The sequence below is a fragment of the Photobacterium sp. MCCC 1A19761 genome (assembly GCF_037389125.1).
GTDB lineage: Bacteria > Pseudomonadota > Gammaproteobacteria > Enterobacterales > Vibrionaceae > Photobacterium.
This window is the reverse complement of record NZ_JAZGTF010000001.1, coordinates 279,124-296,476: the sequence shown is the minus strand read 5'-3', so window position 1 is coordinate 296,476 and position 17,353 is coordinate 279,124. Positions and strand designations below refer to the sequence as shown.

Annotated in this window: 18 protein-coding genes and 1 other annotated feature; of the genes, 3 read left to right on the top strand and 15 right to left on the bottom strand. The window is 54.2% G+C overall.

Annotation, left to right across the window (positions count from 1 at the left end; genetic code table 11):
- The first annotated feature begins 83 nt into the window (after positions 1-83).
- Positions 84-662 carry a thymidine kinase gene (locus tag VV869_RS01285; RefSeq protein ID WP_337733213.1) on the top strand — a complete coding sequence of 193 codons (579 nt, stop codon included), beginning with the start codon at positions 84-86 and terminating at the stop codon, positions 660-662.
- A gap of 72 nt (positions 663-734) precedes the next feature.
- On the opposite strand, the gene hisIE is transcribed toward VV869_RS01285, so the two are convergent.
- The 13 genes from hisIE to VV869_RS01220 all read right to left on the bottom strand — a co-directional run bounded on the left by hisIE (position 735) and on the right by VV869_RS01220 (position 12,203).
- Positions 735-1,361 carry a bifunctional phosphoribosyl-AMP cyclohydrolase/phosphoribosyl-ATP diphosphatase HisIE gene (gene hisIE, locus VV869_RS01280; protein ID WP_337733212.1) on the bottom strand — a complete coding sequence of 209 codons (627 nt, stop codon included), beginning with the start codon at positions 1,359-1,361 and terminating at the stop codon, positions 735-737.
- Positions 1,358-2,131 carry an imidazole glycerol phosphate synthase subunit HisF gene (gene hisF / locus VV869_RS01275; protein ID WP_337733211.1) on the bottom strand — a complete coding sequence of 258 codons (774 nt, stop codon included), beginning with the start codon at positions 2,129-2,131 and terminating at the stop codon, positions 1,358-1,360. The genes hisIE and hisF overlap by 4 nt, the downstream gene beginning before the upstream one ends.
- 18 nt (positions 2,132-2,149) lie before the next feature.
- A complete protein-coding gene (gene hisA, locus VV869_RS01270) occupies positions 2,150-2,884 on the bottom strand; it encodes a 1-(5-phosphoribosyl)-5-[(5-phosphoribosylamino)methylideneamino]imidazole-4-carboxamide isomerase (protein ID WP_337733210.1) in 735 nt (244 codons plus the stop codon).
- Between the two features lie 35 nt (positions 2,885-2,919).
- Positions 2,920-3,558 (bottom strand): imidazole glycerol phosphate synthase subunit HisH, encoded by a 639-nt coding sequence (hisH, locus tag VV869_RS01265; RefSeq protein WP_337733209.1) that lies wholly within the window; start codon positions 3,556-3,558, stop codon positions 2,920-2,922.
- The gene (hisB, locus tag VV869_RS01260) at positions 3,558-4,628 is read right to left on the bottom strand and encodes a bifunctional histidinol-phosphatase/imidazoleglycerol-phosphate dehydratase HisB (RefSeq protein WP_443147282.1); all 1,071 of its coding nucleotides are present in this window, start codon (positions 4,626-4,628) and stop codon (positions 3,558-3,560) included. Before hisB ends, hisH begins: the two co-directional genes overlap by 1 nt.
- Positions 4,629-4,655: 27 nt before the next feature.
- On the bottom strand, positions 4,656-5,702 hold the full coding sequence (gene hisC, locus VV869_RS01255; protein WP_337733456.1) for a histidinol-phosphate transaminase: 1,047 nt from the start codon (positions 5,700-5,702) through the stop codon (positions 4,656-4,658).
- 8 nt (positions 5,703-5,710) lie between these two features.
- The gene (gene hisD, locus VV869_RS01250) at positions 5,711-7,036 is read right to left on the bottom strand and encodes a histidinol dehydrogenase (protein WP_337733208.1); all 1,326 of its coding nucleotides are present in this window, start codon (positions 7,034-7,036) and stop codon (positions 5,711-5,713) included.
- A gap of 4 nt (positions 7,037-7,040) precedes the next feature.
- Positions 7,041-7,937 carry an ATP phosphoribosyltransferase gene (hisG, locus tag VV869_RS01245; protein WP_337733207.1) on the bottom strand — a complete coding sequence of 299 codons (897 nt, stop codon included), beginning with the start codon at positions 7,935-7,937 and terminating at the stop codon, positions 7,041-7,043.
- Positions 7,938-7,977: 40 nt separating this feature from the next.
- Positions 7,978-8,116 (bottom strand) — a sequence feature (His leader region).
- Positions 8,117-8,384: 268 nt separating this feature from the next.
- Positions 8,385-8,567: a hypothetical protein gene (locus VV869_RS01240; RefSeq protein WP_261602140.1), complete on the bottom strand. Its 183-nt coding sequence runs from the start codon at positions 8,565-8,567 to the stop codon at positions 8,385-8,387.
- A gap of 248 nt (positions 8,568-8,815) precedes the next feature.
- Positions 8,816-9,337: a YchJ family metal-binding protein gene (locus VV869_RS01235; RefSeq protein ID WP_337733206.1), complete on the bottom strand. Its 522-nt coding sequence runs from the start codon at positions 9,335-9,337 to the stop codon at positions 8,816-8,818.
- A gap of 3 nt (positions 9,338-9,340) precedes the next feature.
- Complete coding sequence (locus VV869_RS01230) at positions 9,341-10,567, bottom strand: EAL and HDOD domain-containing protein (RefSeq protein ID WP_337733205.1); 1,227 nt, start codon at positions 10,565-10,567, stop codon at positions 9,341-9,343.
- Between the two features lie 364 nt (positions 10,568-10,931).
- Positions 10,932-11,663: a UDP-2,3-diacylglucosamine diphosphatase gene (lpxH, locus tag VV869_RS01225; RefSeq protein ID WP_337733204.1), complete on the bottom strand. Its 732-nt coding sequence runs from the start codon at positions 11,661-11,663 to the stop codon at positions 10,932-10,934.
- A 42-nt stretch (positions 11,664-11,705) separates the two neighbouring features.
- Entirely contained in the window at positions 11,706-12,203 is a 498-nt protein-coding gene (locus VV869_RS01220) for a peptidylprolyl isomerase (protein WP_261602144.1), read from the bottom strand.
- Positions 12,204-12,622: 419 nt separating this feature from the next.
- Between VV869_RS01220 and cysS the strand changes: the two genes are divergently transcribed.
- Both cysS and glpQ read left to right on the top strand, forming a co-directional pair.
- Positions 12,623-14,005, top strand: coding sequence for a cysteine--tRNA ligase (gene cysS / locus VV869_RS01215; protein WP_337733203.1), 1,383 nt, complete (start codon positions 12,623-12,625; stop codon positions 14,003-14,005).
- 280 nt (positions 14,006-14,285) lie between these two features.
- Positions 14,286-15,350, top strand: coding sequence for a glycerophosphodiester phosphodiesterase (gene glpQ, locus VV869_RS01210; RefSeq protein ID WP_443147286.1), 1,065 nt, complete (start codon positions 14,286-14,288; stop codon positions 15,348-15,350).
- Positions 15,351-15,434: 84 nt separating this feature from the next.
- Here the strand turns inward: glpQ and VV869_RS01205 are convergent, their stop codons facing one another.
- Both VV869_RS01205 and VV869_RS01200 read right to left on the bottom strand, forming a co-directional pair.
- Entirely contained in the window at positions 15,435-16,277 is an 843-nt protein-coding gene (locus VV869_RS01205; protein WP_443147281.1) for an ion transporter, read from the bottom strand.
- An 87-nt stretch (positions 16,278-16,364) separates the two neighbouring features.
- Positions 16,365-17,006 carry a YchE family NAAT transporter gene (locus VV869_RS01200; RefSeq protein WP_337733200.1) on the bottom strand — a complete coding sequence of 214 codons (642 nt, stop codon included), beginning with the start codon at positions 17,004-17,006 and terminating at the stop codon, positions 16,365-16,367.
- Between the last annotated feature and the right edge of the window lie 347 nt (positions 17,007-17,353).

Sequence of the window (17,353 nt, the reverse complement as noted above, 5' to 3'; positions counted from 1 at the left end):
CTTGTGTTTGGGCTACGGTACTTTTATTTCGAAGCGGTTTTCTGTAGGATTCCGCAAGTTTTTTGCCTGAGACGGGGAGCCGAATGGCCCAGATGTATTTTTATTACTCTGCAATGAATGCGGGTAAATCGACGACATTACTTCAGTCATCCTTTAACTATCGGGAGCGTGGGATGACGCCGGTGATTTTCACTGCGGCCATTGATGATCGCTTCGGTAAAGGCAAAGTGAGTTCCCGGATCGGGTTAGAAGAAGAAGCTGAACTGTTCAGTGATGACGATGACTTGTACGTCCGGTTGCAGGACATGTCTGCCACTCAGAAAATTGACTGTGTGCTGATTGACGAGTGCCAGTTCCTGACCAAAAAGCAGGTCTACCAGCTGACCGAAGTGGTCGATAAACTGAATATTCCGGTGTTGTGTTATGGTTTGCGCAGCGATTTCCGCGGCGAGTTGTTTGAAGGCAGCCAATATCTGTTGGCCTGGGCTGATAAGCTGGTCGAACTGAAAACCATCTGTCACTGTGGCCGTAAAGCCAATATGGTGATTCGGATGGACGAACACGGCCGGGCGATTGCCGATGGCGATCAGGTGGTGATTGGCGGCAATGATCGCTATGTGTCAGTTTGCCGCACCCACTATAAAGAAGCGCTGGAGCGATAAGCCGATCCCGGTATTTGTCATAAAAAAGCCTGAGTTCACCTCAGGCTTTTTTGATCCCGCTCGCCCGGACGTTTATTGATGGCGCTCCTGCAGCTTGGCCATGATATCAGACAGGGACAAGCCCTGATCCTGCAGTAGCACGATCAGGTGATACAGCAGATCGGCCGATTCACATACTAGCTCCGCCTTGTCACCCGACGTCGCCGCAAGTGCGACTTCAACCCCTTCTTCGCCCACTTTCTGCGAAATACGCTTAGTGCCACGGGCGTAGAGGCTGGCTGTATAGGAAGAATCAGGATCGGCATGCTTACGCGCTGCCAGCACCTGTTCCAGTTGATGAAGAAAGACCAGTGCCGGTTGTTCCCCGCTGCCGACCAAAGGGGCATTGCTGTCAAAACAGGTCGGGGTACCCAGGTGACAGGTTGGGCCGACCGGGGTAGCTGTCACCAGTAGAGTATCCTGATCGCAATCGACCCGGATGCTGTCAAGTTGGAGCACATTGCCTGAACTCTCTCCCTTGGTCCACAGACGATTTTTAGAGCGGGACCAGAAGGTCACCTGACGGGTTTCCAGCGTTTTGGCCAGGGCCTCATCGTTCATATAACCCAGCATCAGCACTTGTCCGCTGGTCGCATCCTGGATCACGGCCGGGACCAGGCCACCGACTTTTTCCCAGTTAATGTTTGCCGTCTGATTCATTGCCGGATCTCCACACCTTGTTGTTTCAAATAAGTCTTTAGCTCACCAATATTGATGATTTGTTTATGGAAGACTGATGCTGCCAGCGCGCCGTCCACATTGGTCAGGTGGAAGGCCTCGGCAAAATGGACCATTTCTCCCGCCCCGCCGGAGGCAATCAGCGGCACGTGGCACACCTCGCGCACCATCTTGAGCTGATCAAGGTCATAGCCGTTGCGGACCCCGTCCTGATTCATCATGTTGAGCACAATCTCACCGGCGCCGCGACGCTGAACTTCCTCGACCCAGTCTTTGGTCTCCCAGCGGGTGGCTTGGGTACGTTTCTCATCCCCGGTGAATTGGTAGACCTGATACTTGCCGCTTTCGGCATCAAAGTAGGAGTCGATGCCGACCACGATGCACTGGACGCCGAACTTATCTGCCAACTGGGTGATCAGGTTCGGATCCGCCAGGGCCGGGGAGTTGATGGACACCTTGTCGGCACCGAACTGTAAGATCCGGCTGGCGTCGTCGGCGGATTTGATCCCGCCGGCAACGCAGAACGGAATATCAATGACTTCAGCCACCCGGGCGACCCAGCTTTTATCGACCACCCGGCCGTCGCTGGACGCGGTGATATCATAGAAGACCAGCTCATCGGCACCTTCTTCTGCATAGCGTTTGGCCAGCGGGACGATATCGCCGATGATTTCGTGGTTGCGAAACTGGACGCCTTTGACGACCTGGCCGTCCCGGACATCCAGGCAAGGAATAATACGTTTGGCTAACATGTGACTTCTCTCCGTTGGTTAGCTGTTCCAGCACTGGAATGCCTGCTCGGCACTGAATTTACCATCCAGCAAGGCGCGGCCGACGATCACCCCGGCGACCCCGCTGCCTTTGAGGGCGGCGATGTCGTCCAGGCTGCCGATGCCGCCGGAAGACTGAAAATCGATTTGCGGGTAGCGGGCACACAGGTCGATATAGAGATCGACATTGGAGCCGGCCAGCGTGCCGTCGCGGGAAATATCGGTGCACAGGACATGTTTCAGGCCGACTGTCAGAAAATCTTCCAGCAGCGCTTCAATGGTGACGCCGGAATCTTCTTGCCAGCCGGAGACGGCAACATGGCGGTTACCCGCTTCGTCAATGTTGACATCCAGCGCCAGGACAATGTGCTCCGGGTCGTATTTTGCCATCCAGCTTTTGACCAGCGCCGGCTGTTTGACCGCGGTGGAGCCGATCACCACGCGCTGGGCACCGGCATCCAGCAGGTCGGCCACGTCCTGCTCGGTGCGAACGCCACCGCCGATCTGGATGTTGGCCGGGGTGCTTTGCAGCAGCGCTCGGATCAGATCCAGCTGGCGGGCCGAGGTATCTTTCGCCCCGGTCAGATCCACCAGGTGCAGCCAGTTGGCGCCAGCCTGATGGTAGTGCCGGAACTGCTCGGCGGGGTCGACTTTATACTCTGTGACCTGGCCATAGTCGCCCTGAAACAAGCGAACAACCTGGCCATCAATTAAATCAAGTGCGGGAATAATCATCTTCAATCCTTTTGATATCGCGCTGTGTCACTCAGTCACATCGTTAAAAAGTTTTTGATCAGTTGGGCGCCGGCCTTACTGGAGCGCTCCGGGTGGAACTGAACGCCGTAATAATTCCCGCTTTGTACGGCGGCACTGAATGGCTGCCCGTATTCACAGCGCGCAATGGTGTATCCGGCCGGGGCCTCTTCATCAGATACCGGAATGGCATAGCTGTGAACAAAGTAGAAATAGCTGCCTGCCGGAATATTGTTGAACAAGGGATGTCCGGCGACCGGGGTGACGGTATTCCAGCCCATGTGCGGCAGTGGCAACTCGCCGGTCTGCATTTTTTTCACCGATGCGTCACACAAACCCAGGCAGGTCACCAGCTCGCTCCCGCTCTGGCCATGTTCTTCTGACAATACCCCGAGCAGTTGCATTCCCAGACAGATCCCGAGCATTGGTTGTTTGATCTGCTTGATCAGTTTAATCAGATCGCGATCGCGCAAATTCTGCATTGCTTCACTGGCGGTACCGACGCCGGGCAGAAACAGTTTGTCTGCCGCTAGCACTACCTCCGGATCTTTGCTGACCGTCACCTGGTAGCCCAATCGCTCAATGGCGAAGCGTACCGAGGAGACGTTGGCGCAGCCGGTATCGATGATGACAATACGCTGAGAATTGGTATCCATTACAGCACTCCTTTACTGCTCGGTAGCTCGTTGCCTTCAACCCGGATCGCTTGACGCAGAGTACGGCCAAAGGCTTTGAACAGGCTCTCCACAATGTGGTGATCGTTGTCACCGGTTGATGAGAGGTGCAGGGTACAGGCCAGTGTATCGGTCAGTGAGCGAAAAAAGTGTGACACCATTTCAGTGGACAGATCGCCGACCTGATCGCGACTGAACTCGGCCTCGAACTTCAGGTACGGGCGACCGGACAGATCCAGCGCGCATTGGGCCAGACACTCGTCCATCGGCAGGCTGAAGCCGAAACGGCCGATGCCGCGTTTGTCACCCAGCGCTTCTTTCAGTGCTTGGCCCAGGGCCAGCGCCGTATCTTCGACACTGTGGTGATCATCGATGTGGAGGTCGCCGTCAACGCTCAACTCCAGGCGGAAACCGCCGTGGGTGGCAATCTGATCCAGCATGTGATCAAAAAAGCCCAGCCCGGTCTGGATCTGATTGCCGCCGGTTTCATCCAGGTTCACTTTCACCCGGATGTTGGTCTCTTTGGTGGTGCGGACCACTTCGGCGATCCGTGGGTTGGTGGTGAGATCTTTGACGATCTGTGGCCAGCCCATGGTTTTCGGGTTGTACTGGATCCCGCGGATCGCCATGTTGTCTGCCAGTTGCAGATCCGTCGGGCGATCGCCGATCACGGCCGAGTGCGCGAAATCAACCCGGCCTTTCTGGAGGTAATCTTTCACCATGCCCAGCTTGGGTTTGCGGCAGCTACAGTTATCTTCCTCGAAGTGCGGGCAGATCAGCACGTCTTCGAATTTGACCCCTTGCGAGGAGAAGATCGCCATCATCATTTGGTGCGGCGCATCAAAGTCGGGCTGCGGGTAGCTGTCGGTTCCCAATCCGTCCTGATTGGTGACCATCACCAGCGTATAACCAGCCTCCTGAAGCTGGAGCAGCGCCGGAATGACGAAAGGCTCCAGCTGGAGTTTGTCCAGCCGGTCGACCTGAAAGTCTTCCGGCGGCTCGACAATCAGGGTGCCGTCGCGGTCGATAAAGAGTATTTTTTCCTTGCTCACAATCTTTTCCTTCGATGTTAATCCGGCTTAGCACTGGCTCAGTTGCTTGCGAATAAAGGCCAGGGTTTTCTCACATTCATCACGGTTACCGACACTGATGCGGATGCAGTTTTCGACCGGTGAGCGGCGCAGAATAATGCCGTGTTCCCACAGGGCATTAAACAGGCTGTCGCCGTCCGGGAATTTCACCAACAGGTAGTTGCCGTAGCCTTCAAAGACGGTCACGCCGTCCAGCATGCTGAGCCCGGCCTGGAGGTAAGCGCGGTTGGCGTTCAGATCCAGGACCTGGAATTTGGTTTTTGCCAGCCCGGCCGGAGCAAGTGCTTGCACAGCGATGTCGCTGACCGGAACGGGCACCGGGTAAGGGGCGATGATCTTCAGCATCAGCTCGATAATTTCCGGGCTGGCCAGCGTGAAGCCGCAGCGTAGCCCGGCCAGAGCAAACGCTTTGGACAGGGTGCGCAGGATCACCAGGTTCGGATAGCGCTCGAGCAGATCGACGGTGGACGCTTCCGGGCAGAAATCGATGTAGGCTTCATCCATCACCACAATGGCTTTGTCGGCGGTCATGTCCAGCAGGGCTTCAATATCGCGACGGTCGATCAGGTTGCCGGTCGGGTTGTTGGGGCTACAAACGAACACCAGTTTGACGCGGTCCAGGCTGTCCCGGATGGCCGGCAGATCGAGCTGCCAATCTTCGGTTAACGGCACCGCTTTGGTTTCAATATCAAATGTCTCAGCACTGATGGCATACATCCCGTACGTCGGCGGGCAATAGAGGATGCTGTCGGTGTTGGGCTCACAGAAGGTACGGATCAGCAGCTCGATGCCTTCATCGGCACCCCGGGAAGTCAGGACTTGCTCGGCCGAGACCCTGGCATAGTCGGCATACGCCTGAATAAGTTCCTGCGGCTGGCAGGTGCTGTAGCGGTTGAGCCGATCGCATTGCAGCTTGTATTCATTGGCAAACGGCGATTCATTGGCGTTGAGCCAGATATCCCCACTCCCGCCGAGGCGACGGGCTGATTGGTACGGGGTCAGGTTGCGGACCGTTTTACGGGCAAGTTTTGCAATCGTCATGGTTAGGCTTCCTTGGCCGGCGACAAATCGTCCGGCTGAGCTTGTTGTAATTTTTCAATCCGAATCGTCACCGCGCGTTTGTGGGCATCCAGGCCTTCGGCTTCAGCCATGGTGACGACCGTGGGGGCCAACTGCTGCAAGCCGCTGGCCGACAATTCCTGAACGGTCATCCGTTTCGAGAAATCTGCCAGCCCGAGGCTGGAGTAAGTGCGAGTATACCCGTAAGTCGGCAACACGTGGTTGGTTCCTGAGGCGTAATCGCCCACGGATTCCGGCGACCAGCTGCCGAGGAAAATGGAACCGGCATTGTCGAGCTGAGACACCAGTTCACGCGGGTTTCGGGTCTGTACAATCAGGTGCTCCGGACCATAGTGATTGGAAATCGACACACACTGGGTCAGGGTATCAGCAATGATCAGCAGGCTTGATCCCAGAGCCTGGCGGGCGATGTCGGCGCGGGGCAGCGCTTTCAGTTGCTGCTGAATGGCATCGGCGACCCGATCGGCCAGGCTCGGCTCCGGCGTGACCAGCACCACCTGGGAGTCCGGACCATGTTCGGCCTGGCTCAGGAGATCGGCGGCAATGAAATCCGGATCAGCCGTGCCGTCGGCAATCACCAGCACTTCGGACGGTCCGGCCGGCATGTCGATCGCCGCGCCGCGAAAATCGTTGCTGACCTGGCGTTTGGCTTCGGTGACATAGGCGTTGCCAGGGCCAAAGATCTTATCCACCTTGGTCACGCTCTCCGTCCCGTAAGCCATGGCAGCCACAGCCTGGGCCCCTCCAACATTATAGACTTCATCAATCCCGCACAGTTGGGCGACATACAGGATTTCATCGGCAATCGGGGGCGGCGAACACAGCACCACTTTGCGGCATCCGGCAATCTGGGCTGGGACACCGAGCATCAGCACGGTGGACGGCAGCGGCGCACTGCCGCCCGGGATATAAAGGCCCACCGAGTTGATGGCACGGGTGACCTGCTCGCAAATCACACCGGGCTGGGTTTCAACTCTGAGTGGCGCTGGCTTTTGCGCCTTGTGAAACATCTTGATATTGCGGTATGCCTGTTGCAGCGCCTGCTTCATATTTTCGCTGAGGCGCGCTGCGGCGGCTTCGATTTCATCCTGGCTGACGCGGATGTTCGCCGGGCGCACCCGATCGAATTTTTCAGTCAGATCCAGCAGGGCTTCATCGCCGCGCTGACGGACATCATTGATGACGCCGGCCACGGTAGCAGAGATATCAGCGCCGGCGGCAATGGCCGGGCGCTGCAGGAGTGACTCGCGCTGCGCGTCGCTGAGGGATTGCCAGACTACAGTTTTCATCACATCACTCCATCATCTTCTCAATCGGCAGCACCAGGATTGAGCTGGCGCCGAGTGCTTTGAGCTGCTCCATGGTTTCCCAGAACAGGTTCTCGGCACTGACCAGATGTACGGCAACGCGCTGTTTGTCGGCGGCCAGCGGCAGAACCGTCGGGTCTTCCGCACCCGGCAGCAGGGCGATAATTTTTTCCAGACAGTCGGTCGGCGCGTGCAGCATGATGTATTTGGATTCCTTGGCTTGCAGCACGCCCTGCATCCGGGTCAGCAGGCGCTCAATCAGGGCTTGCTTTTCCGCGCTGAACGCGCCGGGACGCTGGATCAGCACGGCCTTGGAGCGCAGGATCACTTCGACTTCTTTCAGGCCGTTGGCTTCAAGTGTGGCACCGGTCGAGACCAAATCACAGATGGCATCGGCGAGGCCAGCTCGCGGGGCAACTTCCACCGAGCCGTTCAGCAGACAGTGGCTGAACTTCACGCCCTGCTCGTCCATGTAGCGCTTGACCAACTGCGGGTAGGTGGTGGCAATGCGCTTGCCTTGCAGGTCTTGCGGACCGGTGTATTCGGCGTCTTTGTCGATCGCAATCGACAGGCGGCAGCCGCCGAAGTCTAAACGGCGCAGCAATTCATAGTCGCACGGTTCATTCAGAGCGGCGCGCTCAAGGCCGACTTCCTCGAGCTCGTTTTCGCCAATGACCCCTAGATCGACGACGCCATCCATGATCAGGCCAGGAATATCGTCATCACGGACCAGCAGCAGATCAATCGGCATGTTTTCGGAGTGAACGACCAGGCGCTCCCCAATCAGGTTGAACTTCACACCGCAGCGGCGCAGCAGGTCCTGGCACTCTTTGCTCAAGCGTCCTTTTTTCTGAATTGCAATTCGTAGTCGTTGTGTCTGCATTGGTATATCCCTGTATTCAATAATTTTTTATGGCCTGAAAACGAAAAAGCCCTCGGAAGAAAGTTCTTCCAAGGGCCCTGAAATTGGTGGCTTCGATTGAGCGCTGGAAGAGGGTGCTGTCGTCTTCCAGAGTGAGGCGTATCCTCCCGAAAGACTAGTCAGGATGATGATGGTGATGATGTAGGCTAACCATATTGATACGCATAAATATTTACTCTGATTAAATCGTTATTTACTCGTTGCTTGTTATTCACACTAACCAAGCTGATTTCATTTTGCAACAGGATTTTTGCCGAAAGATAAAATTAAGTGAAATCTCTGTTGCGCTGGAGGAACTTCCCGGGGCATGTATTCAGGGTGGAAGGGCGGGGCCAGGTCTCCGGCAATATTGCACAGTTGCCGGAAACAAGGCTACGGGAGCAGGTTACGATTCTGTTGGGCCTGGAGCTAGACATAGATATCGAGCAGTCCTTTGCGGCGACGTTTTTTCGGTGGGTCATGCGGATTGTTCTGGGTTTCTTTCTCCGGTTCGGCAACTTTTTGTTTGCGCTCATCAATCAGGGAGGCTTGCGTAACTTTCTTCAGTTGTTTTTGCGCCGTCAGGGGCAGTCGTTGATTAGGGTGAATCATCTCACAGTCTCTTGTGGTGGGCTTGCTTGTTTTATCGACAATGTGGATGAGGAATTGAGTGAAAAATAATCAATGGACTGGGTTTGAAGGGAGAACTCTGAGATGGGACGTAAAAACGGGTGAAAGTGAATGTAATGTCATATCGCGTTGGCGATTGAAGCATGTGTAGGCTAAGGAAGGGAAATGAAGGGAGATGTTGATGGCGCCTGACGGGATCCCGCAGGCACCAGATCGTGCCGAAGGCTAACTTAGCCGCAGCACTTCTTGAATTTTTTACCGCTTGCGCACGGGCAGGGATCGTTGCGTCCGACCTTGTTGCTCGCGGCTGGCGCTGTGGCGGCCGGGATCTCTGGTTCATCAGCGTGCGGGCAGTCACCGTCAATGTAAAACCATTGCAGGCGCTCTTCGACAGGTTCGCGGACAAAGCGGGATTTTTCATGGAGGCAATAGGTCTCGTCACCGTCACGATAAGTGGCTTTGAATTCGACAAATCCCTCGCCGTTGTCAGCAATTTCGCTGCTGATCACTGCCAATTCCAGCCACTCGCTGTGAACAGACTCTGCGATGGCGTCCCGGTGCTGTTCAGCCTCGCAGCTCGGATGATAGGTCGCTACGACAAAATCAACCAAACCCAGAGCGTGGGCGCTGTATCGGGCGCGCATCAGTTGCTCCGGGTGCTGTGCGTGACACGGGTCGAGATGGACAGGTCGGCAGCAAGCCGATAGCGGTTGTTTGCTGCCACAAGGACAAAGTTGGGTGGATGTGGTCATGTATTATTCGGCGGATGCTTTCTCGATAAAGGAACTCCATTGTAAAGATTCCAGATAGAGTTCTGCAACGACAGATTCAGCAACCGACAGGGTTTTACACAGCTCGGTGACCTGCTCCCAGTCGGCTTGATCATAGGCTTGGCTGAGCTTCAGCAGTGCGCCGAGCTGGCCTTGCTGGTGGATGACGGCATCTTTGACTTCTTCGCTCAGCGGCAGTTGGGTAATGAGCTCTTCAATGGGTTGATCGAGCAGAGAATCGAGCAGAGAAAAGAGCCCGGCTAGGAACGCTTGGCTGCCCGAAACCGCGGGCGATAGTTTTTTACTGAGCCGCTCGCAAAACTGGGCACGCTGAACTGAAAGGCCATACAGAGAGCGGGGCTTTCTTTCCGTCGCATGCGCCGTGGCGACAAAGCTGATAAAGCGACGCAGCCGCTCTTCGCCGAGGTAAACCAAAGCCTGCCGGAAGGAGGTGATGGGTTTGGCCAGCGAAGAGGTCATGTTGTTGACATGACGCAGCAACTTGTAGGAGAGAGAGACATCATTGGCGATGATGGTCTCGACCTTCTTGTAGTCGACGTTATCTTGGCTGATTTCCTGGTACAGTCGCAGCGTCGTCAGCGCGCAGGGCGTGAGTGTTTTTCGCTGGATCATTTCCGGCCGGCTGAAGAAATAACCCTGGAAAAAGTCGAATCCGGCTTCTCGGGCGGCCTCGAATTCCTCATGGGTCTCAACTTTTTCGGCCAGGAATTTCAGGTGCTCGACCCGCTCGCGCTGGCGACGAATAAAAAATCCGGCTTTGGCGATGGGAGTCGCCTGCACGTCAAATTTGACGAAATGTACATACGGCAGGAAGCGGTTCCAAGCTTCACTGGGTACAAAGTCATCCAGTGCCAGCAGGTAGCCTTGCTGATGTAGCTCCATGATGGCTTCTAACAATTCATCCGTCGGCTCGCAGGTTTCCAGAATTTCAATGATGAAGCTTTTTTTGGAAAACATCAGCGGGGTACGCTGGATCAGGCTGCAATAGGGGAAATTGATAAACGCGAGTTTGCCCCCGGTGGCTTTCTTGGCACTGTGGGTAAAGAAATTATCCGCTAATAATCGGTTGGTTGCTTGTTCATCGCCGATTTCCGGAAAGCAGTTGTCGGGACCATCGCGAAACAGCAATTCGTAACCAACGGTTTCTTTGTTTCTGTTCAGCACAGGTTGTCGGGCGAGGTATGAATGCATCTACGTTTTTGAATAATTGTGTTATACCGATGATTGCGGTGATTTTTAGGATAATGGCATTTGCATAAACCATACTACAAAAGTTTTGGCTGCCACGTCGTGATAAAACTAGCAAACTGAAAATACAGGCTAACGCGATTATCAGCCTTTTTCCGCATAAATTATCCCTTACGCTCCCAGTTGTGACAAGGTTTGTGATGTAAACCGCCATTCACACGCAATTGGCTTGCGTGAATTGATTCGGCTGCGTGAGCTTGGTGAGGCATTCGGGCGACAGTGATGGTCGTGAACCACAAAGGTACGTGTCTCCGGTACCTTTGTGATCACGGGGTAACAAATAGGGTGTGGCAATTTTCGCGACAGGTTATGCCGGCGCAAACGTGCGGGTTTGCAACTCGCATGTTTGCGGGGTACAGACCAACACCGAGCCATGATCGTACCAATCGCCTAAGACGATTCGCCGGGCGGGCTGGCCTTGCACTGTGAGCTGGTGGATGGCTGGCCGGTGGGTATGGCCGTGGATCATGGTGCTCACCTGATGCGCTGCCATGGCGTCCACGACGGCGGCCGGGGTCACGTCCATGATTGTTTGCTGTTTTTCTTGGTTTGCCGTGCTGCTGCTCTGGCGTAACCGGTTGCCGATCCGGCGGCGCAGTGCCAGCGGTAGGCGCAGGAAGAGCCATTGGATCAGCGGATTGTGGACTTTCCGGCGGTATGCCTGATAGCCCTCATCCAGGGTACACAGGGTGTCGCCATGCAGGATCAGGGTTGGCTGACCATACAGATCAATGACCGTATGTTCTGGCAGCAGCGTCACGCCGGTCTCACGGCTGAACTGTTTCCCAACCAGAAAATCCCGGTTGCCGTGGATGAAATAGCAAGGGATGCCCGAATCGGTCAGCTGTTTGAAGGCGGTTTTGATTTGTTGATGAAACGGCGAGTGGTCATCGTCACCCACCCACATTTCGAATAAATCGCCCAGCACATACAGCGCATCGATCCCCTGTGTTTCCTCTTTCATAAAGGTCAAGAAGCAGTCGGTAATATCGGTGCGTTCGGCGCTGAGGTGCAGATCAGAAATAAATAATGTCGTCATAAGAAAGGAAGGGCGACCGGAAGGTCGCCCTGAGAGTAGGGTTTACTCTTCGATGGTCACGTTGTTGATCACAACTTCTTCAACCGGAACGTCCTGGTGAACGTAACCCCAGTTGCCGGTTGCAACGGCTTTGATTTTGTTGACAACGTCCATGCCTTCAACCACTTCAGCGAAAACACAGTAACCCCAACCGTCCGGAGACTCTGATTTGAAGTCCAGGAATTTGTTGTCATTGACGTTGATGAAGAACTGAGAGCTGGCTGAATGCGGCTCCATGGTACGAGCCATGGCCAGGGTGCCGACTTTGTTGCTCAGGCCATTGTTCGCTTCGTTCTTGATTGGCGCGCGTGTTTCTTTCTCAACCATGCCAGATGCCATGCCGCCGCCCTGGATCATAAAACCGTCGATCACGCGGTGGAACAGGGTACCGTCATAAAAACCGTCACGGCAGTACTGGAGGAAGTTCGCACATGTTTCAGGCGCTTTTTCTGTATTAAGCTGAATTTTGATATCACCGAAGGTGGTGTGAAGCGTTACCATGAGCTTGTCCTTTATGGAAGTCTACTGTTTTAAACATTGGATTCTAACTGACTAAGGCAAAGCGTCAATATGATCTGCGATCAATCACTTAGTGCTGAGAACCGAAGTGGAGGTTTTCTCGTCAGTTATCGGGTGCCAGAATCATTGTGGTTGAATATCAACCTGATGACGCGTCATCTGGTATAACTATAGGTGACTCGGGGATGAAACGGGAAATTCCGCAATCACGGCACCGCGTGCTGCTGTGCAGGATGGGGTGAAGGGAACCAGCTTGGCAGGGGAATCGAGCCGGCGTTCGTTTCCGTGGATTACCATCGGCGATGAACACCGATTTGCCGCATTTTTCCTTGCCATAACGGGTTATAACGGGTGTAATTACCTGTCTGAATGTAACCCCATAAAATGAGTAATTACGAGACATGTTAAAGATCTATAACTCGCTCACAAGACAGAAAGAGGAATTTCAACCCATCCAGCCTGGCAAAGTAGGCATGTACGTCTGTGGGGTTACTATTTATGATTTGTGTCACATCGGCCATGGCCGGACCTTCGTATCGTTCGATGTGGTTTCACGTTACCTGCGCTACTCCGGTTACGACCTGACGTTTGTGCGCAATATCACTGATATTGACGACAAAATCATCAAACGTGCGGCGGAAAACGGTGAAAGTTGTGACACCCTGACCGAGCGTCTGATCGGCGAAATGTATGCCGACTTTGATGCTCTGGGCATGCAGCGCCCGGATATCGAACCGCGTGCGACCGACTATATCGCTGAAATTATCACCATGTGTGAGCGCCTGATCGAACGCGGTTTTGCCTACGTGGCTGACAACGGCGATGTGATGTTCGAAGTCAGCAAATACGACGAGTACGGCAAGTTGTCGAAACAGGATCTGGAGCAACTGCAAGCCGGTGCCCGGGTTGATATCGAAACGGCCAAGCGCAGCCCGCTGGATTTCGTATTGTGGAAAATGTCCAAGCCGGGTGAGCCGACCTGGGAATCACCTTGGGGACCGGGCCGTCCGGGCTGGCACATTGAGTGTTCAGCGATGAACTCCGCCATTTTGGGCGATCACTTTGATATTCACGGCGGTGGCTCCGATCTGCAATTCCCGCACCATGAAAATGAAATTGCCCAGTCTTGCTGTGCGAGCGGTGCTCAGTATGTGAATACCTGGATGCACAGCGGCATGGTGATGGTCGATCGCGAGAAGATGTCCAAATCCTTGGGGAACTTCTTTACCATCCGCGATGTGCTGGCGCATTACGATGCCGAAACTGTGCGTTACTTCCTGATGTCCGGTCACTACCGTAGTCAGCTGAACTACAGCGAAGAGAACCTCAAGCAGGCGCGTGCTTCACTGGAGCGCCTGTACACGGCGCTGCGCGGGCTGGATAGCAGCGTGGCCGCACAAGGCGGGGAAACGTTTGTTGCACGCTTCAAAGAAGCGATGGACGACGATTTCAACACGCCAGAAGCCTACTCGGTGCTGTTTGATATGGCCCGTGAGATCAACCGCCTGAAAGCAGAAGATATGGCGGCGGCTTCAGCACTGGGCGCGCAAATGCGTGAGCTGGCGGATATCCTGGGTCTGCTGAGCCAGGAGCCGGAAGCCTTCCTGCAAAGTGGCGCGGGCGTCGAAGAGGATGTGACTGAAATTGAAGCGCTGATCCAGCAACGTCTGGATGCACGTGCGGCCAAAGACTGGGCGGCTGCCGACGAAGCACGTGATAAACTGACCGCGATGGGGATTATCCTGGAAGACGGCCCGCAGGGCACGACCTGGCGTCGCAAGTGATTCAGTCATAAACAGTCTATCGTCTTGAAAACCGGAGCAAATGCTCCGGTTTTTTTATGCCGGTCCCGGTTACCTGATCCAAAAGTGTGGACTAGATCACCATTTAAAGTAAACGTTGTCACCGATGTACAGAAAAGATCACATTTATGCCATGTTTCTGTCATGAATTTTTCGCAAATCATTATTATGTTGAGCGTTTGTGAGTGTTTGTTTCGCAATCACTCAACGTTAATCGCTCTGGTATTTGGTGATAATAATGAAAAAGCACGCTATTGCTGCGCTGATTGGCGCCAGCCTGTTGACCCCGATGCTGGCTCAAGCCCAGTCCTCCGTTGCCGGTTCCGCAGATGACAAGATTGTCGTTGCTCACCGCGGCGCATCCGGTTACCTGCCGGAGCACACACTGCCGGCAAAAGCCCTGGCCTATGCCATGAAGCCCGACTACATCGAGCAGGATGTGGTGATGACAAAAGATGATCGCCTGGTGGTGCTCCATGACCATTACCTGGATCGCGTGACCAACGTCGCTGCAGTGTTCCCGGATCGTGCCCGTCAGGATGGCCGCTATTACGCAATCGACTTTACCCTGGCTGAAATCAAACAGCTGAGCGTCACCGAAGGTTTTAATATCAAAGACGGGAAGCAGGTTCAGGGATTCCCGGACCGTTACCCGATGTGGCAGTCTGATTTCAAAGTGCCGACACTGGAAGAAGAGATCGAAATGATCCAGGGCCTGAACAAGACGCTGGGTTACGATATTGGTATTTATCCTGAAATTAAGGCACCTTGGTTCCACCGCCATGAAGGCAAAGATATCAGCCGTGCGGTGCTGAAGGTGCTCAAGCAATACGGTTACACCACAAAAGCCAGCAAAGTGTACTTGCAGACTTTTGATTTTGATGAACTCAAGCGCATTCATGATGAGCTGATGCCGGCGATGGGCATGGATGTGAAGCTGGTTCAGCTGATGGCCTATACCGACTGGAACGAAACCATGGTCTATGACAAAAACGACCAGGCCCAGCCGTATAACTATGACTGGATGTTCGCTAAAGGCGGGATGGAAGTGTTGGCCAAATACGCCGACGGGATCGGTCCGTGGAAACCTATGGTGGTTTCGGATGAGTCGACCAAAGGGAATATCAAGCTAACCGGCCTGGTGAAAGCGGCGCATGAGCAGGGGATGCAGGTTCACCCGTATACTTTCCGTAGCGACACCGGCCGGATCCCGGCTTATGCGAATGATTTCAGCGATATGCTGGATATCTTCTATAACACTGCCAACGTTGACGGCGTGTTTACCGACTTCCCGGATAAAGCAGTCCATTTCCTGGAAGCCAAATAACCCGCTGCGGGTCGAGTTGCCCCCAGAAAACCAAAGCCAGTCGCTGTCGACTGGCTTTTTGCGTATGGGCGGTTGATGGGAGGATCACAGCTGTTCCGGTAATTCCGTGCCGCATTTTCGGCAGTAGTGGGCATCGGTTTCATGGCCGCTGGCGGAGCAGTTAGTACAACGGATTAAACTACGTTGGGTGCGCATTTCCTGGCTGAGCTCGGCGGTAATGATCCCGGTCGGAACCGCGATAATGGAATAACCCAGCAGCATGGTAAACGCAGCCAGGGCTTTGCCGAGTGCGGTGTGCGGCACGATGTCACCATAGCCGACCGTGGTAATGGTCACAATGGCCCAGTAGATCCCGGCTGGAATATTGGTAAAGCCATGTTCAGGACCCTCAATAATAAACAGCAGTGAGCCCAAAACGGTCACCAGAATGGCCAGCGAACTGAAAAAAACCAATATTTTGCGCTGAGCCATGATGAGCGAGCGCAGCAGGATGTTAGAGTCTTTTAGAAACCGCGCCAGTTTCAGGATTCGGAAGATCCGCATCACCCGGATCAGACGAATAATCAACAGGTAGTTTGAACCAGGGAACAGGAAGGCAAGATAGCTCGGCAAAACGGCGAGCAGATCGATAATGCCGTAAAAGCTTCGGGCATAAGCCCAGGGTTTGGGCGAGCAATACAGACGCAAGCCATATTCGATGGTGAATAGGGCGGTGAACACCCACTCCAGAGCCAGCAGGCTGTCGCCGTATGGCGCTGAGACCGACTGCATTGAGGTTAAAATCAGGATCAGCTCGGAACAGAGGATGGCGAGGATAAGCGCGATATCGAAATACTGGCCGGCCTTGGTTTGGGTACCAAAAATAATCTCGAACAGTTTTTGTTTACGGGTAAGTGTTTCCACCGGCCTGCGCCCTTCAAATTGCATTGTTTCAATAGCATATAAGGGAACGTGTGGATAAACAATGTGTTGAAAGGATAAGGCGGACAATTCCAGTCCGCCTTCAATCTGGGGTCAGGCGGCAAGGCCGGGGAAGAGCGCGCGCAGGCCGTTGGCGATGAACTCGATGCCGAGTGCCGCCAGGATTAGGCCCATGATCCGGGTGATGACGTTGATACCGGTTTGGCCGAGAAACCGGACAATAATCGGTGCGGCCCGAAACAGCAGCCAGCACCCCAGGGCAAACAGTGCGATAGTCGCGATGATCCCCAGCGTACTGCCGATACCCGGATAACGCGAGCCGTAGACGATGGTGGAGCTGATCGCACCCGGTCCGGCCATCAGCGGCATGGCGAGCGGAACCACCCCGACTTGTTCACGGCTGATCGATTCTGATTTTTCCTGTTTGTTCTGTTTATCCTCACCCAGCTTACCGCTCATCATCGAGAAGGCGATGCTGAGCAGCAGCAGGCCGCCGGCGACCCGGAATGAATCGAGGGAAATACTGAACATATCCAGCAAAAACTGGCCGGCCAGCAGTGAGACCGTCAAGATCACGGCGACGGCAAGATTGGCGGTAATGGCGGTTTTGCTCCGCTCCTCGGCATTCATATGGCCGGTCAGTGAGACAAAGACCGGCATGATACCGATCGGGTTGACGGCGGCGATCAGGCCGACAAAGAACTGTAAAAATATCGCGATATCGATCGTTTGCATGGTGGTTCATTTACCAGATAGGGAAGGGCTGAGCCTGAAAATCGGCGCTACTTTAAGGCAAAGTTCTAACCAGCTCCAATAAAAAAAAATTATTTCTCTCCTTACGAATAATTATCAGTGAAGATTGTGTTACTTAGCTGTAAAGCGGTTGCAATATGAATTACGCTAAATGGGTAGTTGATGTGCAAGCAAGGCTGATTTTGTTGCAAACTTGATGGCGGGCTGACCGAACAGCGGCGGAAACATATGAGTAAAAATGTAGATTTATTACGAAATATTATTCTGCGGCTGCCCGCCATGATGATCAGGGAACTAACGTGCTTCAATAAAATACATATGAAACTAAT

Excerpts from the sequence above, each read along its gene's own strand:
- VV869_RS01285 (WP_337733213.1), top strand. The coding sequence starts at position 84 with ATGGCCCAGATGTATTTTTATTACTCTGCAATGAATGCGGGTAAATCG.
- hisIE (WP_337733212.1), bottom strand. The coding sequence starts at position 1,361 with ATGAATCAGACGGCAAACATTAACTGGGAAAAAGTCGGTGGCCTGGTC.
- hisF (WP_337733211.1), bottom strand. The coding sequence starts at position 2,131 with ATGTTAGCCAAACGTATTATTCCTTGCCTGGATGTCCGGGACGGCCAG.
- hisA (WP_337733210.1), bottom strand. The coding sequence starts at position 2,884 with ATGATTATTCCCGCACTTGATTTAATTGATGGCCAGGTTGTTCGCTTG.
- hisH (WP_337733209.1), bottom strand. The coding sequence starts at position 3,558 with ATGGATACCAATTCTCAGCGTATTGTCATCATCGATACCGGCTGCGCC.
- hisD (WP_337733208.1), bottom strand. The coding sequence starts at position 7,036 with ATGAAAACTGTAGTCTGGCAATCCCTCAGCGACGCGCAGCGCGAGTCA.
- hisG (WP_337733207.1), bottom strand. The coding sequence starts at position 7,937 with ATGCAGACACAACGACTACGAATTGCAATTCAGAAAAAAGGACGCTTG.
- VV869_RS01240 (WP_261602140.1), bottom strand. The coding sequence starts at position 8,567 with ATGATTCACCCTAATCAACGACTGCCCCTGACGGCGCAAAAACAACTG.
- VV869_RS01235 (WP_337733206.1), bottom strand. The coding sequence starts at position 9,337 with ATGACCACATCCACCCAACTTTGTCCTTGTGGCAGCAAACAACCGCTA.
- VV869_RS01230 (WP_337733205.1), bottom strand. The coding sequence starts at position 10,567 with ATGCATTCATACCTCGCCCGACAACCTGTGCTGAACAGAAACAAAGAA.
- lpxH (WP_337733204.1), bottom strand. The coding sequence starts at position 11,663 with ATGACGACATTATTTATTTCTGATCTGCACCTCAGCGCCGAACGCACC.
- VV869_RS01220 (WP_261602144.1), bottom strand. The coding sequence starts at position 12,203 with ATGGTAACGCTTCACACCACCTTCGGTGATATCAAAATTCAGCTTAAT.
- cysS (WP_337733203.1), top strand. The coding sequence starts at position 12,623 with ATGTTAAAGATCTATAACTCGCTCACAAGACAGAAAGAGGAATTTCAA.
- VV869_RS01205 (WP_443147281.1), bottom strand. The coding sequence starts at position 16,277 with ATGCAATTTGAAGGGCGCAGGCCGGTGGAAACACTTACCCGTAAACAA.
- VV869_RS01200 (WP_337733200.1), bottom strand. The coding sequence starts at position 17,006 with ATGCAAACGATCGATATCGCGATATTTTTACAGTTCTTTGTCGGCCTG.